The 16889-nt window shown below is 34.5% G+C and carries 12 protein-coding genes and 1 pseudogene; 10 read left to right on the top strand and 3 right to left on the bottom strand.

Going from position 1 to position 16889, the window contains the following annotated elements; all coding sequences use genetic code 11:
• Window positions 1-34: 34 nt before the first annotated feature.
• The 5 genes from EDD63_RS07305 to EDD63_RS07285 all read left to right on the top strand — a co-directional run bounded on the left by EDD63_RS07305 (window position 35) and on the right by EDD63_RS07285 (window position 7376).
• Window positions 35-1348: an RNA polymerase sigma factor gene (locus EDD63_RS07305; RefSeq protein WP_134169991.1), complete on the top strand. Its 1314-nt coding sequence runs from the start codon at window positions 35-37 to the stop codon at window positions 1346-1348.
• A 61-nt stretch (window positions 1349-1409) separates the two neighbouring features.
• A complete protein-coding gene (locus EDD63_RS07300; protein ID WP_134169989.1) occupies window positions 1410-4151 on the top strand; it encodes a BspA family leucine-rich repeat surface protein in 2742 nt (913 codons plus the stop codon).
• A gap of 176 nt (window positions 4152-4327) precedes the next feature.
• On the top strand, window positions 4328-6034 hold the full coding sequence (gene ptsP, locus EDD63_RS07295; RefSeq protein ID WP_134169987.1) for a phosphoenolpyruvate--protein phosphotransferase: 1707 nt from the start codon (window positions 4328-4330) through the stop codon (window positions 6032-6034).
• A gap of 280 nt (window positions 6035-6314) precedes the next feature.
• Complete coding sequence (locus EDD63_RS07290; RefSeq protein WP_134169985.1) at window positions 6315-7124, top strand: SagB/ThcOx family dehydrogenase; 810 nt, start codon at window positions 6315-6317, stop codon at window positions 7122-7124.
• 72 nt (window positions 7125-7196) lie between these two features.
• Window positions 7197-7376, top strand: a complete 180-nt coding sequence (locus tag EDD63_RS07285) for a transcriptional regulator (RefSeq protein WP_134169983.1) — start codon at window positions 7197-7199, stop codon at window positions 7374-7376.
• Between the two features lie 34 nt (window positions 7377-7410).
• Here the strand turns inward: EDD63_RS07285 and EDD63_RS07280 are convergent, their stop codons facing one another.
• Both EDD63_RS07280 and pyrR read right to left on the bottom strand, forming a co-directional pair.
• Complete coding sequence (locus EDD63_RS07280) at window positions 7411-8451, bottom strand: M42 family metallopeptidase (protein WP_134169981.1); 1041 nt, start codon at window positions 8449-8451, stop codon at window positions 7411-7413.
• 8 nt (window positions 8452-8459) lie between these two features.
• Window positions 8460-8966, bottom strand: coding sequence for a bifunctional pyr operon transcriptional regulator/uracil phosphoribosyltransferase PyrR (pyrR, locus tag EDD63_RS07275; protein ID WP_134169980.1), 507 nt, complete (start codon window positions 8964-8966; stop codon window positions 8460-8462).
• A 204-nt stretch (window positions 8967-9170) separates the two neighbouring features.
• Between pyrR and pflA the strand changes: the two genes are divergently transcribed.
• The 3 genes and pseudogenes from pflA (at window position 9171) to pflB (ending at window position 12688) form a co-directional block, all read left to right on the top strand.
• Window positions 9171-9926: a pyruvate formate-lyase-activating protein gene (pflA, locus tag EDD63_RS07270; RefSeq protein WP_134169978.1), complete on the top strand. Its 756-nt coding sequence runs from the start codon at window positions 9171-9173 to the stop codon at window positions 9924-9926.
• On the top strand, window positions 9913-10245 hold the full coding sequence (locus EDD63_RS07265; protein WP_134169976.1) for a thioredoxin family protein: 333 nt from the start codon (window positions 9913-9915) through the stop codon (window positions 10243-10245). The genes pflA and EDD63_RS07265 overlap by 14 nt, the downstream gene beginning before the upstream one ends.
• A 179-nt stretch (window positions 10246-10424) precedes the next feature.
• Window positions 10425-12688, top strand: a pseudogene (pflB, locus tag EDD63_RS07260) (formate C-acetyltransferase).
• Window positions 12689-12775: 87 nt separating this feature from the next.
• Here the strand turns inward: pflB and EDD63_RS07250 are convergent.
• Entirely contained in the window at window positions 12776-13600 is an 825-nt protein-coding gene (locus tag EDD63_RS07250; protein WP_134169970.1) for a MerR family transcriptional regulator, read from the bottom strand.
• A gap of 143 nt (window positions 13601-13743) precedes the next feature.
• Between EDD63_RS07250 and EDD63_RS07245 the strand changes: the two genes are divergently transcribed.
• The gene (locus EDD63_RS07245) at window positions 13744-14274 is read left to right on the top strand and encodes a ClbS/DfsB family four-helix bundle protein (RefSeq protein WP_134169968.1); all 531 of its coding nucleotides are present in this window, start codon (window positions 13744-13746) and stop codon (window positions 14272-14274) included.
• Between the two features lie 182 nt (window positions 14275-14456).
• Window positions 14457-16703: a vWA domain-containing protein gene (locus tag EDD63_RS07240; RefSeq protein ID WP_134169966.1), complete on the top strand. Its 2247-nt coding sequence runs from the start codon at window positions 14457-14459 to the stop codon at window positions 16701-16703.
• The last annotated feature ends 186 nt before the right edge of the window (window positions 16704-16889 follow it).

The following is a 16889-nucleotide window of genomic DNA, read 5'->3' as shown; positions in this document are numbered from 1 at the left end:
GGATGTGTGAATGTGAGAGGAGTGGTGGTGTGTAGTGGCAAGCCGAATATCTAATGCATATGTAAAGGAACTACAAGAAGGAAATGCAAATGCATTAAATGAAATTTATAAGTTTTATCGTGGACCTCTTTATTATTATGCATTTTCAATTTTGAAAAATGCACATGAAGCAGAGGAAGTCGTTCAGGAAGTGATGCTTAAAGTACAAATGAAGATTCATCAATTAAAGAAACTTGATGCATTTCATTCATGGATGTTCACGATTGCAACAAATGAGTGTAATGCAAGATTAAATAAGCAAAATAAGTATATTCAGTTAGATGATGAAAATGCAATCGAAGAGGTAGTAGAAGCAAAAGATAATCAAATTGATGAATTAACGCGTTCTTCCTTAATGGATGCAATCATTCAGTCATTTTCAAAGTTGAATCAAAACAATAAAAGAACTGCAGAATTGCGATTCTTAGGTGGATTTTCAATGGATGAAATTGCGAGTGAAATGGATGTAGACACAAAAAAGGTAAAAAGTAGATTGTATGAAATTCGTAAGAAGGTATCGAAGGATTTGAAAGATCAAGGATATCATCCTAGAAAATACTTCAGTGTGACAGGGATTCCATTGTTGTATCAAGAAATGACAAATAGGTATCAAGCAAAAGAGCAAACACATCCATCGATTGGTAGTAATGAGCAATCGATTCGACATGGAAGTATACGTGATTTTGTGAATGCGATGATAAGAAGTGAGAAAAGTGGAGTATTATTCACGGTTTTCCTTGCAGCAGTGATGATATTTCCACAAGCCTTTGGAATATTACAAGATCATGATTTGCTTTATGATGTATATCCGTCAATTACGAGTCATCCAGTATACAAAGTTTCAAATCGAGAGGATACGATTGCATCGATTGCGTATGATCAGTCACCAATTGCCGGACCAATTGAAATACGTATTTATACAAAAGAAAAGGTAACTGATGCAGTTCAAATTACATTTCAAGATGAAAACTGTGCATACACAATATTTGATGAATATATTCAAATGTATGCGAATGATAATGGAAGGTATTATGTGAAAGTAGGAAATGATGAGCAATATTTTGAAGTAGATAATATTGATCAAAAAATTCCTGTTATAAAGGGAATCAAAGTAAAAGATGATGTTGGATATTTCATCGTTCAAGAAGCGGAATATGACATTAACTATGATTTGTCATATGTGATTGTAAATGGAAGCAAAGTTCCACTAACAAAAGAGTTGTATGTATCACTAAATCAGGACAAGAAAATTGAAGTGATGTTGTGTGATATGAAAAAACATTGTAATGAATTCAGTTTTACAATTTAGTTCAAACTATTTTGTATTTTGAATATCTAACAAATAGCAAGTGTTATAGAGAGGAAAAAGTATGGATAAATTAAAAAAGATAGTAATTTTGATGTTGATTGGAATTATTGTAGTTTCATCAAACGGTATTGTACTAGCAAAAGAAGAAATACATGCAAATGAGCAAACTACTGATGAGGTAAACGAAGAAACAGCTAATAAGGAAGATGAAGTTGTTAAGCGTGTAGATGAGCAAACAGAAATTAAGGATGAGACAAAACCAAGTGCAAAAACTGTAGAGATTTTGCCACAAGCAGATCGTGTAGTTGTTGATACAAACACGTGGGGTGTAACTTGGACGTTGTATGCAGATGGAGAACTCGTGCTAGAAGGTGGTACACTAACGAATACATGTGGAAACAAAAGTTACCAACAAGGTGTATTGACTGGAGAACATTGGGCAAATCCTAATAACTTTGTTCAACACAAAAATCAAATTAAGAAGATTACATTTGCACAACCAGTGACAATTACAAATGCAGCAAGTATGTTTGAAAAATTCACAAGTTTAGAAACTGTGGTTGGTGCAGAGAAGATTACGTTTTCAGGACCAGTTAACGCGCAAAGTATGTTTGAGGGATGTAGTTCACTAACAAGTATTGATGTATCATCATGGAACACATCAACTTTTACAGATATGTCATACATGTTTAAAGGATGTTCTGCATTAACAAATGTCGATGTATCATTATGGGATACAGAAAATGTAACCTTAATGATGGGAATGTTTGATGGTTGTTCAGTACTTGCAGAAATTGATGTAGAAGATTGGGACACAAGTGCTGTGACAAATATGTCATCAATGTTTAAAGGATGTAAAATAATCACTGAATTAAAGGTAGATACTTGGGATACTGGTGAAGTTAAAGATATGAAATTCATGTTTGACCAATGTTTTGCACTGGAAGAAATTAACGTTGAATCTTTTGATGTGCGTAAAGTTGAAACAATGGAAAACATGTTTAGATATTGTACGAAATTAGAAAATTTAGATTTATCTGATTGGGAAACATCAAGTGTTAAAACACTAGAGAATATGTTTAGAAGTAGTACAAAATTAACAAGCATTGATCTTTCAGGTTGGGATTTATCAAAAACATTATCAACAAAAAGCATGTTTACAGATTGTGAAGCACTAACAACATTAACAATTGATAATTGGGATGTGCATAATATTCAAGATATGAGTTACATGTTTTGGAACTGTAAGAAATTGGAAGAAATTGCTGTAAGTGATTGGAATGTAGGGAATGTAAATACGATGGCATTTATGTTCTCGGGATGTACGAAACTTTCAGATGTTGATGTTAGTACTTGGAATGTAGCTGCAGTAAAAGACATGAGTAGTATGTTTTCAGGATGTGCGAATCTTGAGGTGTTAGATGTTGAAGAATGGAATGTCGGACTTGTAGAAAATATGCGTAGCATGTTTTATGGATGTACGATTTTAGACAACCTTGATGTAAGTACATGGAATACAGAAAAAGTGGAAAGCATGAAACAAATGTTCTATGGTTGCAACAAACTCACTGGATTATCAGTCGATGATTGGAATGTTGGTGTTGTAACAGATATGAGTGGGATGTTTGTTAATTGTAAAGTATTAACAGATCTTAATGTTTCAGATTGGAACGTAGAAAATGTTACAGATATGTCGAGTATGTTTTATGCTTGCGAAAGCTTGGAATCACTTGATGTAAGTAATTGGGATACTGGAAGTGTTACAGCAATGGACTTAATGTTTTTTAGAAGTAAGAATATCAATAACCTAGATGTTAGCGATTGGAATGTAGAAAATGTTACAACCATGGGAAGTATGTTCTTAGGATGTAGTGCACTTGAAACACTAGATATGAAAGACTGGGATACATCAAGTGTTATGGATATGTCATTTATGTTCCATGACTGCGCCGTATTGGATGGTTTAGAAATTGCGAATTGGAATACAGCAAATGTGACTAATATGTCAAATATGTTTGATCTATGCCCTTCAATTACGGAATTAGACTTATCCAATTGGGATACAAGTAATGTAGTAAATATGCAACGTATGTTCTATGAAAATCAAAGTTTAGAGAAAATTAATTTAGAAAATTGGGATACATCAAATGTAACGGATTTTGTGCAAATGTTTTACAATTGTACACTTCTTAGTTCTATACAATTGGGACCTAATGCCATACTTGATCAGAGTGCTGCATTGCCATTAATTGATACGACAAGTGGAAAATACACAGGTCGTTGGATTGGTATTCATACTGGAAATACATATGCAGATAGTACAACATTTATGGATAGCTACGATGGAAGTATTCCAGATACATATATTTGGGAAATAGCGAAGTTTGACATCATCTTTGATTTGAATGGTGGAACTAGTGATCCAATTGATTCACAAAAAGTTGAATATGGAAATACATCAACAAAACCGTTAGACCCAGAAAGAGATGGATATATTTTTAAAGGATGGGAACTTTCTGATGGACAAAGCTGGGATTTTGATACCTTAATTTATAATGATGTAACATTAGTTGCGAAGTGGGAAAAAATTGTACTTCCACCAGTTAATAATGAGACAAATACAGATTCGCCAAGCAATCCTTCAAATCCATCCATTGCACCAGATTTCAATGGGCAAGTAAAAGATGCAAATAAAGTCGTAGATACAGGTGATTCGACAAGTGTTGAATGGTTTATTTACCTTGGATTGATCGCATTGACAGGTGGAATGGTTGTTTTACGTAATAAAAGAAAATCAAAATAACAATTCTAAACTACAAAGTATTATATGTAAGAGAACAAAAGGGTTATGCTCTTTTGTTTTCTTATGTTTTTATAAATAATGAGACCGTTTTCAAAAGATGCATAACTTATTTGATTTTGACTATGAGTTTGTTATAATTGACAGTAGAGATTAATAAGAGATTCGGAGGATGTAATATGTTAAAAGGTATTGCGGCGTCAAGTGGTGTAGCTATTGCTAAAGTATACAAACTTGAAATGCCAGAAATGAAAATCGAGAAAAAAACGGCAAACCCAGAAGAAGAAGTTGCAAAATTAAAGGCTGCAGTTGAAAAAACAGTTAAGGACATTGAAGCAATTAAGGAAAGAGCTTCACAAAACTTATCTGCTGAAGAATTAGCAGTTTTCGATGCACACTTAATGGTTGCACAAGATCCAGAATTCATTGGTGCTGTTGAAGGACAAATCAATTCAGACAATTGTAATGCAGAATATGCTGCTGACAGTGTAGCAAATATGTATGTTTCTATGTTCGAAGCAATGGAAGATGCATATATGCGTGAACGTGCAGCAGATATTAAAGATGTTACAGTTCGTTTAAAAGCTAACTTATTAGGAGTAGAAATTCCTGATTTAACAGCAATTAACGAAGAAGTTGTAATCGTTGCTTACGATTTAACTCCATCTGATACAGCACAATTAAACAAAGCGTATACAAAAGGATTTGCTACTGAAATTGGTGGTAGAACAAGTCACTCAGCAATTATGGCAAGAAGTTTAGAAATTCCTGCAGTTGTTGGATGTGCTGGAATCCTTGAAACAGCAAAACACGGTCAAGAAGTAATTCTTGATGCAATTAAAGGGGATGTAATTTTAGATCCTACTGCTGAACAAAAAGTGGAATACGAAGCAAAACGTGTTGCACACGAAGAAGAAAAAGAAGCACTTAAAGTATTAGTAGATAAACCATCAATTTCTAAAGATGGTCACCATGTAGAATTAGCTGGAAACATCGGAACACCAAAAGATGTTGAAGGTGTATTAGAAAATGGTGGAGAAGGTGTTGGACTTTACCGTACAGAGTTCTTATACATGAACTCTCAAGAATTCCCAACAGAAGATGAGCAATTCATCGCATACAAGATGGTTCTTGAAGGAATGAAAGGAAAACGTGTCGTTGTTCGTACATTAGACATCGGTGGAGATAAAAAACTTCCTTACTTTGAATTCCCAGAAGAAATGAACCCATTCTTAGGATATCGTGCAATTCGTCTATGCTTAGACAGAAAAGATATCTTCAGAACACAATTACGTGCATTATGTCGTGCATCAATCTACGGAAGATTATGTATTATGTTCCCAATGATTGCGACAGTTAATGAATTCGTAGAAGCAAAAGCATTCTTCGAAGAATGTAAAGCTGAATTAATTGCTGAAGGTGTTGAAGTTAGTGACAACATCGAAGTCGGTATGATGGTTGAAATTCCTGCTGCTGCAGTACTTGCTGACCAATTTGCTAAACACGCTGACTTCTTCTCAATTGGAACAAATGACCTTATCCAATACTCAATGGCTGCTGACCGTATGAGTGAAAAAGTAAGTTACTTATACCAACCATACAACCCAGCAATCTTACGTCTAATTAAAATGACAATTGATGGAGCTCACAAAGAAGGAAAATGGGCTGGTATGTGTGGAGAAATGGCTGGAGAACCAAATGCAGTTGCAATTCTTCTAGGTCTTGGACTTGATGAATTCTCTATGTCAGCAACTTCAATCTTACGTGCTCGTAAAATGGTTACATCATTAGATAAGAAAGAAATGGAAGCTGTAGCTGAAAAATGTTTATCATTTGAAACTGCTGCTGAAGTTGAAGCTTACGTTGAATCAGTAATTAATAAATAAGCATAAAACGCAAAAAGTTTCCTGAAATCGGGAAACTTTTTGCGTCTTATAGAGATTTTGATTGATTTGTTTTCCTAACAGAGGATTTGTATGAAAAACATGTATATCATAACATTGCATATCCATAGACTCAATAAGTGACATGCAACATCATAAAATATTGCTAAAGATTCATAAAAAAGTAAAAACATGAATTTTAATATCGAAAGAAATACAAGAAAAAACAAATATTCATAAGATTGTAAGGAAAGTTTGATATACTTTTAGAAAAGAGGTGAACATGAAAAAAGAAGAACTAACAAATATGATTAAAGCACATCGTGCATTTATGAAATATCAAGATATTGATTTTGAAAGTGATCAAGAACTGAAATTACAACAACCACCACTTACAAAACCAATTACAGCTAATTTGATTATTGACTTACCTAAAATCAGTGATGCCAAAATTGTAAACTCAGATATAACTAAGGTGTTTTATGAAAGAAGAAGTCATCGTGTGTATACAGATGAAGTGATGTCTTTAGCACAAGTATCGTATGTCTTGTGGGCTAGTCAAGGGGTTAAAGAAATTCGCGGAAAATCATATGCGACAATTCGCACAGTTGCCTCAGGTGGGGCACGTCATCCTTTCGAAACGTATATTGTTGTGCGTAACTGTGAGGGATTAAACCCAGGAGTGTACATGTATTTGCCACTGACTCATCAACTTGCATTTTTAAAAGAACTTGATGATATGCAACAAGTAGTGAGTGAAAGTGTATGTGGACAGGTATGGGCAAGTAAAGCAAATGTTATGTTGTATTGGAGTTTTGTAGCATATCGTGCAGAGTGGCGTTATGGTCCTGAAGCACAAAGAGTTGCATTGATTGATGCAGGTCATGTCGGACAAAACTTATATCTTGCATGTAGCGCACTTGGCTTAGGTACTTGTGGAATTGCAGCATTTGATAATGAAAAATGTAACACTTTACTTGATCTAGATGGTGATGAAGAATTTGTTGTATATTGTGCTCCTGTAGGCACAATTGGAAGTGATGAAAAAGCAGAACAAGCCTTCTATGCATTCGTGAAAGAACAAGGACTATAATTTTAGGTCAATTCGCTTTAATTTCTATTGTTACTTTTGCTATAGTTTAGATAATAGAAAGAGGTGGATACAATGGATGTAAAAGAAAAAGTATTGGAAGTTATGAGAGATCATGGTCAACCTATGAGTGCTGGAGAAGTTGAAAAGCTATCAGGACTTGACCGTAAAGAAATCGATAAAGCTTTCAAAGAACTAAAAAAAGAAGAAGCAATCGTATCACCAGTACGATGCAAATGGGAACCAGCGAGATAATCGTTGGTTTTTTCTTTAGTCAAAGAAAAAAGACCTACGCGAGGTCTTTGTCTGTAATATAGGCATATACAAGTTGCATCGTTTGTTCAACTGCTTGGTAGTGTGTACGTTCCATTCCATGGCTTGCATGAACACCAGGTCCAATCAGTGCACCACGAATGTTGTTTCCACCACTCAAAGCAGCACTAACATCACTTCCGTAGTAAGGATAAATATCAACTGCGTAGGATAACTTATTTGCTTTAGCTAGGTTCACCAATTTTGTTGTCATGTTGTAATCATAAGGTCCACTTGAATCTTTTGCACAAATACTTACGTCGTACTCTGTACAAGCTAAATCTAAACCAATACATCCCATATCAACTGCGAGAAGTTCATTGATATTACTAGGAATACTACTTGAACCATGTCCAACTTCTTCATATGTTGAGAAGATAATTTCTACATTGTATGGAAGTTCTATGTTATTGGTTTTGATTGCTTCCAATACTCCCATTAATATAGAAACTGAAATTTTATCATCCAAGAAGCGTGATTTAATAAAGTCACTTTTTGTAATCTCAACTTTTGGGTCAATAGCCACAAAGTCACCATTTTGGATACCAAGTTTTTCTGTATCTTCTTTTGTTTTTACAACTTCATCAATGCGTACAAGCATGTTTTCTATTTTGCGTTCTTTTGTTGCCGCATCAGGATATACATGACTTGCTGGTACATTGGCAAGAATTGTACCAGTGTATATATTTCCTTCTCTTGTGTGAATACGACAGTACTCTGCATCAAGAGTTGGAATCAATGGTCCTCCTAGATTGGTAAGTGCAAGGGTTCCATCACTTGAAATAGAACGAACCATTAAACCAAGTGTGTCAGTGTGTGCACATAATCCAATCGTGTAATCACTAGTTCCTTTTAAAGATACAATTAAGTTTCCTTTTGCATTTCTTGAATATGTGTATCCAAGGGCATTCACTTCTTTTTCTAAGTATTCGATTGCTTTGTTTGTGTATCCTGTCGGACTATCAATACTTAGTAATTCTTTTGCAATACGCAAGACATAATCTTTGTTAAATTTCATAATTCTCCTTATTTTTCGATAACGACTTCATCGTTACCATCTTGTTCTTCTACTTTTACGCGGATAATTTCATCGATAGAACTTGGAATATTTTTCCCAACATAATCTGCACGAATGGGAAGCTCACGATGTCCTCGATCGATAAGTACAGCAAGTTGGATTTCTTTTGGGCGTGCATTAGCCATTAAAGCATCCATTGCGGCACGAACTGTTCGACCTTTAAATAGTACATCATCAACAAGAATTACCTTCTTATCATTGATGGGTAAATTAATTTCTGGCTTTGCTTCATCTTTTACATCATCACGCCAAGGATAGACGTTAATTCCATAACACTCTACCTTTTTGTTTTCGAAGGTTTCAAGGTTTGTTTGGATTCGCTTAGCTAAGTCGATACCGCGTGTTTCAATACCAACTAAAACGATTTGATCTACACCTTTATTGTGTTCAAGAATTTCATGTGTGATTCGTATAAGTGAGCGACGCATACCATTTGCGTCAAGTACTTGTTTCATCATATATCAAGTATAAATTGCAATACCAAAAAAGGCAAACCTCTAATTGTGAAAATAGCACTTTCTTTATTGTAAATTTCAAGTACAATAACACTATATAGATTTCCGCATAAGGAGAAGAAAATTTCGTTATAGTATATAGGGGCAAATTGATTAAGCTAATTTTTTATTGTGCTATAATGCATGTGTAAAGAGGTGATGTAGTTGAGTGAGCAATTATTAGGGAGAATTCATTCATTTGAAAGCTTTGGAACTGTAGATGGACCAGGCATTCGCTTTGTTGTATTTATGCAAGGTTGTCCAATGCGTTGCTTGTATTGTCATAATCCAGATACATGGAAAATAGGCAGTGGTGGTGATGTATACAGCGTAGATGATGTATTCAATCAAATCATGAAATATAAAAACTACATCAAGAAGGGTGGAGTTACTATCAGTGGTGGAGAACCACTAGTGCAAATCGAGTTTGTAACTGAATTGTTGAAACGTTTAAAAGCTCAAGGATTACATACAGCCGTTGATACGAGTGGAATTACATTTGTAAAAAACAGTGCTGCTACACTTGCTAAATTTGATGCATTGTTGGAAGTAACGGATTTATTTTTACTTGATGTTAAACACATTGATCCAGTGAAACATAAAGCATTAACTGGAAAAGAAAATAAAAATCCTCAAGATTTCATGCAATATCTTGCAGATCATAACAAGTCTGTATGGATTCGTTATGTACTCGTTCCAGGATACAGTGATGATGAACACGATATAGAAGCACTCCATACATATTTAAGTAGGTATCGTAATATTGAAAAAATTGAAGTATTACCATACCACACAATGGGAATTGCAAAATATCAGAACTTAAATATTCCATATCCTCTTGAAGGTGTACAAAAACCAAGTAAAGAAGTTATTGATAGAACAAAAGAAATCTTAGGAGTAAAATCACATGCTAACAAATGAGAATTTTAGAAATGAATTTGCAAAGAATGAATTTTCTTTGGTGTTAATTGGTGGAGGTGGTTGTGCAAACTGTACAACAATGTCACCCATTATTCAAAATGTCGGTAAGAAGTTTGAGAATCTACAAGTATATATTGTAGATGCAAGCGAACAAAACAAAGATATAAATACATACTATAAGGTACAACAAGTACCAACGATTCTATTTTTATTTAGAGATGAATTAATTAGTAAAGTACAAGGGTACCAACCTGAGGAAATCTTAGAGATTTATATTGAATCAAAAATGGAAGAATATAAAGCAAAAGCCATGCACTAAATAATACTTATATTAGGGTATATAAATTACAAAGTTTTATATATGGTTTAAAATATTATATTTGGTGGAATGTTAATATATAGGATGTTATATAAAGTGTGACAAGTATATACGATTATGCTATACTGCAAACATCGAAATGATAAGGGAATTGTCCCTTAAGAAGGTGAGGTAAACAAATGTACAAAGGTTGGGAAGGTTTTAATTTAGGAAACTGGACAGACGAAATTAACGTTCGTGATTTCATTCAACGTAACTATACAGAATACGAAGGAGACGAAAGTTTCTTAGCAGATCCTACAGATGGAACAAAAGCATTATGGGATCAAGTTACAGAATTAAATAAACAAGAAGCTGCTGCTGGTGGTGTGTTAGATGCAGATACAAAAATCGTATCTTCATTAACAAGTCATGGTGCTGGATACCTAAACAAAGATTTAGAAAAAATCGTTGGGTTCCAAACAGATAAACCATTCAAACGTTCATTACAACCATTTGGTGGTATTCGTATGAGTGAAACAGCTTTACAAGCATATGGATATGAATTAGATCCAGAAATTAAAGAAGTATTTTCAAAATACCGTAAAACACACAACCAAGGTGTTTTTGATGCATATACTCCAGAAATGCGTCGTGCACGTACTTGTGGAATCATCACAGGTCTTCCTGATGCATATGGACGTGGTCGTATCATTGGTGACTACCGTCGTATTGCCCTATACGGTGTAGACTTCTTAATTGAAGACAAACAAAACTTATTAAACACAGTTCTTCTTGGTTCAATGACTGAAGAAAGAATTCGTGATCGTGAAGAAGTAAGTGAACAAATTCGTGCATTGATCGCACTTAAAGAAATGGCATTAATTTACGGAATCGATATTTCACAACCATCAGTAACTGCACAAGAAGCGATTCAAGCAGTTTACTTTGGATACTTAGCAGCTGTTAAAGACCAAAATGGTGCTGCAATGTCATTAGGACGTACTTCTACATTCTTAGATATCTACATTCAAAGAGATCTAGAAGTTGGAAAAATTACAGAAGAAGAAGCGCAAGAAATGATTGACCACTTCATTATGAAGTTACGTTTAGTTAAATTCATGCGTACTCCTGAATACAATGAATTATTCTCTGGAGACCCAACTTGGGTAACAGAAAGTATTGGTGGGATGTCTCTTGATGGTCGTTCTTTAGTAACAAAGAACTCATTTAGATTCTTACATACACTTGTAAACTTAGGACCAGCACCAGAACCAAACTTAACCGTTCTTTGGTCAACAAGATTACCACACAACTTCAAACGTTTCTGTGCGAAAATCTCAATTGAAACAAGTTCAATTCAATATGAAAATGATGACTTGATGCGCATTGAAATGGGTGATGACTATGCAATTGCATGTTGTGTATCTTGTATGCGTGTTGGTAAAGATATGCAATTCTTTGGAGCAAGAGCAAACCTTGCAAAATGTCTACTTTACGCAATTAACGGTGGGGTTGATGAAAAGAAAAAAATCCAAGTTTCACCAAGAATGGAACCAATTACTTCAGAATACTTAGACTATGAAGAAGTTATGCAAAAATACCAACAAATGATGTCATGGTTAGCTGGACTTTACGTAAATACATTAAACGTAATTCACTACATGCACGATAAATACTCATACGAAGCATTAGAAATGTCATTACATGATCATGATGTTCGTCGTTTCTTTGCGACAGGTATTGCAGGATTATCAGTTGTTGCTGACTCATTATCAGCAATTAAATATGCAAAAGTTAAACCAATTCGTGATGAAGATGGTATTGCAGTAGACTACGAAATCGAAGGTGATTTCCCTAAATATGGAAACAACGATGACCGTGTTGACCGCATTGCAGCTGACTTAGTAAAAACGTTTATGAATATGATTAAAGAACACCGTACATACCGTCATGGTGTACCTTCAATGAGTATCTTAACGATTACTTCAAACGTTGTTTATGGTAAGAAAACAGGAAATACGCCTGATGGACGTAAAGCTGGAGAACCTTTTGCACCAGGGGCTAACCCAATGCACGGACGTGATACACATGGTGCGGTAGCTTCACTTGAATCAGTTGCAAAATTACCATATGAATATTCACGTGATGGAATTTCTAACACGTTCTCAATTGTACCTGACGCGCTAGGAAAAGACGAAGACTAAAAAATAGATAGGAAGTGGCGAAAATGAACAATAAAGCAGAAAACTTAGTAACAATGATTGATGGATATGCACAAAGTGGTGGACACCATTTAAATGTAAACGTATTTGATCGTGAAACATTATTAGATGCACAAGCACACCCAGAAAAATATCCACAACTTACAATTCGTGTATCTGGATATGCGGTAAACTTCAACAAGTTGTCAAAAGAACAACAAGATGATGTTATCCACCGTACAATGCACGAAGGGATGTAATTCAAAAGATTTATTAAAAAGACGTCTACATACAAGTAGGCGTTTTTTCTTTGAAAAAAGACACTACATAGAGTGTCCATCTAACAATTATTCTATATTTAGTAAACGTACTGCATAGCCTGCTTCGGTTATCCAGTTTTCTGGATTATCATCCTGTGCTGGAGATACGTGAGGAATCTGAATCATTGGTCCATCAATTACATAATGATTTGCTTCAATCCATGATGCAAGTGCTTGCGTGACTTCTTCCATTTGTTGAAAACTACCATGAAAGATAATGGAAGCCATCACAAATGGCTTTGTTTCATAGAATGTTACATCATCTATGTTTTCATAGATACCAACCACATTGCTTTGAACTTCAATATCAACATTTTCTTCTTTGTATTCTTTGTCATGATAAATACTCATACCTTGGTAGGGAGTTGCCATTTTCACATTTTGTTGGATCGATTTTTCATATAATGCATTCCAAAGAACTGCTTCATCTTGATAGGAAGGAATACATTTTCTTATCGACATAACATTACGCTTTGGAACTGTTTTTATTTCCACATGATACGATGCAATAGAGCGTCCTTCATGAATTGTCTTTTTATACATGTCAATGAGATTCTGTTTGATTTTAAGTTCTGCAATTTCATTTTGAATTTCCATCTCTCTTGCTAACAAACCACTCTCTAGTATTTCAGGATTATCACCATCGATAATCTCTTTTATAGATTTTAAAGATAACCCAATTCGCTGCAACATCTTGATTTGATTTGCAGTTGCTAGTTGACTAGATGAGTAGTAACGATAATTACTCATTGTATCAATTTTATCAGGTATTAGAATACCCAGTTCTTCATAATGGTGTAAAGCACGAATTGTCAGGTTGGATAACTTAGAAAAATCACCAATTTTAAACATAATGATATCCTCCATTTTATGTTTTCTTACATTTAGTATATAGCAATCTAAAGAAAAACGATATTTTTTAAAAAAGATATTGACTCGTACGTTACGTATGGGTTCATAGTATGTATATAAAGTAATATAAGGAGGATATATTCATGGCAAGACCAGCAACGAAAAAAGATTTATTACTTACAGGAAATGAAATGTATGAAAAACTAATAACACTATTGGATTCATTTACAGATGAGGCATTATATGAATCGTTTGCTTTTGATGTAGAGAAAGAAAAGCAAGCACACTGGAAACGAGATAAAAATATCCGCGATGTGCTAATTCATCTATACGAATGGCATCAATTACTATTACGTTGGGTAGATACAAATTTACATGGAGTGCAAACACAGTTCTTAAAAGAAGGATACAATTGGAAAACCTATGGGAATATGAATATTTACTTTTGGGAAATCCACCAAGAAACAACGTATGAAGAAGCGTTGCAGTTGTTTCAAGAAAGTCATCAGCAAGTAATGCAACTTGCTGATTCATTATCAAATGATGAACTGTTTACAAAAAATACGTATAGTTGGGTAGGAGGTAGCGTACTTGGCAGTTATTTTGTTTCTGTTACATCAAGTCATTACGATTGGGCATTAAAGAAGTTACGCAAGTACAAAAAATCGTTATAAATACGCAATATGTATCACCATTCTATATTAAAATCGAGAGCATAAGAACTTCTAATTTTTATACATTCGTTTACAATGTATAAAAAAATAAATCTTCTACTATTATTTATAGCCAGATTATTGCTATAATATAAACAGTGCAAAAAAAGAAATGTGTAGTGTGTTAATAAGGAGGAACTCTTATGTTCAAAACGAAAAAGATTTTTTTGCAGTGCGCAATAGTAGCAGTTTTATTGTGCACTGTCTTTGTGTTTGCTAGTAACAGTGTACAAGCAAATGCAAATAAGCATACAGCAATGATCACAGAAAAAAGTGCAGAGTGGTCAAATGAAGCAAATTACGAAGCGGATTTAACATTAAAAGTAAATGGTTCACAATTTGCTAAATCACAAGATGTTGTATTCGTACTCGACCGTTCAGGTAGTATGGATATGGAATACATTCAAGAAGGAAATATGGTTGAGCTTGATGCTAGTGGAAACAAGACACAACGTTATGTTGGTTCACATGTTGCATCATCACCATGTCTAAATCCAGATCATTTCTACTTCCAAAAGAAAAGAGATGCTGAGCCTAATGAAATTCCAACAGATCCAGATACAACAAAAATTTATCCAAATGCGGATAACACAGAAATGATTGTATACAACAATCAAGAAGTTACAATTAAAGCACGACTTAAAGCGAATTCTACTACGGATACGGAAGATTACGCTTCAGTAGAAGCGAAATGGGTTGTATTAGATATGACAAAACCAGTCAATCACTATCATTTATTTGCGCACAACCAACCAGAACGTTTATCTGGTGGAAAAGTTATTGCTGCAGTTGATGGAACATACAATGATGCAGCATATCACTTCAAAAAAGTTGGTGATTCTTATGAACGAATTAGTACATGGGATACAACAGATACACGTAGTGGTGCAAGTGAGGGGTTATGGGACCATGCAGATGAAGCAAAAGGTTGCTATGACCGCTGGTTAGAAGCAAAAGCAGCGGTAAAGAAATTTGCTGCTGAATTACTTAAACAAAATGAAACATATGGATTAGATAACAAGATTTCTGTTGTACCATTTTCAGGAAGAGATGCAACTTTATATAACTTCTTAAACAAGGCTAAGACCTTACAAAAAGAGTACCTTGTAAATAGTCAACAATCAGGTACATATGATTATGGATTAGATATTGATGCAAGTGGAAATATTTTACCATATGATTCGAAAGTCAATTGGACAGATGATGCTACGACGGTAAGTAATGCGGTTGATAAACTATTTACAACGGCAAATACCGATTATGTTTATGGATTAAGTGAAGCCTATAACATGATTCAATCGCGTACCGATAAAGCAAAAGAAGAAAAAGATGTTACTGTAATTTTATTATCCGATGGAAAACCAGATCCATCAGGTAATCAAACTTTAGCTGGTTTAACAGCGTTTGCAAATCGTATGGATACAATTCGACCACTTGCAAATGCGATTAAGGGTTCAACTGATGAAGTTATTAAATATGAAGGTGATCCATTATTCGCAAACTTTTGGAACTCAAAAACAACAGCACGCCCACGTCATGATGTACTAGATGAACATCTTGTAAGTGAATTAGATGAAAATGGAAACTCTGTTTATGTTGGTGTATATGGTACTAATTCAAGAATTCTTACAGTTGGTTATATGATGGAAAATGAATTGTATAATGATCAATTAAGAGAGATTGCAACAGATCCAGTATTGGACCACATCCAGCTAGATGCAAATGCACAAGATTCGACATCTGGTGTATTAGCAGATAAAGTATTTGAAGGATTTTTAACTGCTGGAGGTAGACAAGCAGTTTTACGCGATACGATTAGTAAGTATTACTATATTCCAGAAGGTGTCAATATTCCAAATGTTGAAATCGAAGGAACTAAAGAAACTGGACAAACAATCGTTTGGACGATTGGAAATATCTTTGAATATACAGAAGCTGAACAACCAACGATTACTGTACCTTTAGTGTTACGTGAAGAATACCGCGATGTAGAAAAGGTAACGTACTATCCAACCAATGCAGATAATCCTGAACCAGATTTATATACACCAGATCGTGGTGTGGATGATGGCGATACAGGAGCAAAATTATACTACAAAGATCCTGCAGGAGATGACCGTATTTATACGATTGGTACACCAAAACTTCCAGTGAAGCCAAAAGTAACGGAACCAGAAATTCCAGTAGATCCAAAAGATCCAAAAGATCCAGAAGAACCAAAAGATCCAATTATTCAATTACCATCAAAAGATACAACAAGTACAACTGTATTACCTAGTGTAGCTGCCGGAGATAGAACAAAAGCATCAACACTACTTCTAATTGGTGGATTGAGTTTAGTTGCTGTGGCTATGTTACTATCACGCAGACGACAAGTAAAAACTAAGTAAAGGTGTAAAAAGTAGGCACCCATACGTTTCAAGAAATGCACGATTGTTACTTATTTTGAGTTTATTTATTTCGAAATACGATAACAAAATTATAAAGGCTTAATTCAACCAGTGCATACCAAGTCTCGATAAATCACTGATAAGTACTGAATAATTTATGTGTCTTTAAAGCATTTCTTGTGATGG

The organism is Breznakia blatticola, from assembly GCF_004365815.1.
Classification (GTDB): domain Bacteria; phylum Bacillota_I; class Bacilli_A; order Erysipelotrichales; family Erysipelotrichaceae; genus Breznakia; species Breznakia blatticola.
The sequence above is the reverse complement of the archived record's forward strand: the minus strand, read 5'-3'. Positions and strand labels throughout refer to the sequence as shown.

Coding starts and splice junctions, on each gene's coding strand:
- EDD63_RS07300 (WP_134169989.1), top strand. CDS start 1,410: ATGGATAAATTAAAAAAGATAGTAATTTTGATGTTGATTGGAATTATT.
- ptsP (WP_134169987.1), top strand. CDS start 4,328: ATGTTAAAAGGTATTGCGGCGTCAAGTGGTGTAGCTATTGCTAAAGTA.
- EDD63_RS07290 (WP_134169985.1), top strand. CDS start 6,315: ATGAAAAAAGAAGAACTAACAAATATGATTAAAGCACATCGTGCATTT.
- EDD63_RS07285 (WP_134169983.1), top strand. CDS start 7,197: ATGGATGTAAAAGAAAAAGTATTGGAAGTTATGAGAGATCATGGTCAA.
- EDD63_RS07280 (WP_134169981.1), bottom strand. CDS start 8,451: ATGAAATTTAACAAAGATTATGTCTTGCGTATTGCAAAAGAATTACTA.
- pyrR (WP_134169980.1), bottom strand. CDS start 8,966: ATGAAACAAGTACTTGACGCAAATGGTATGCGTCGCTCACTTATACGA.
- EDD63_RS07265 (WP_134169976.1), top strand. CDS start 9,913: ATGCTAACAAATGAGAATTTTAGAAATGAATTTGCAAAGAATGAATTT.
- EDD63_RS07250 (WP_134169970.1), bottom strand. CDS start 13,600: ATGTTTAAAATTGGTGATTTTTCTAAGTTATCCAACCTGACAATTCGT.
- EDD63_RS07245 (WP_134169968.1), top strand. CDS start 13,744: ATGGCAAGACCAGCAACGAAAAAAGATTTATTACTTACAGGAAATGAA.
- EDD63_RS07240 (WP_134169966.1), top strand. CDS start 14,457: ATGTTCAAAACGAAAAAGATTTTTTTGCAGTGCGCAATAGTAGCAGTT.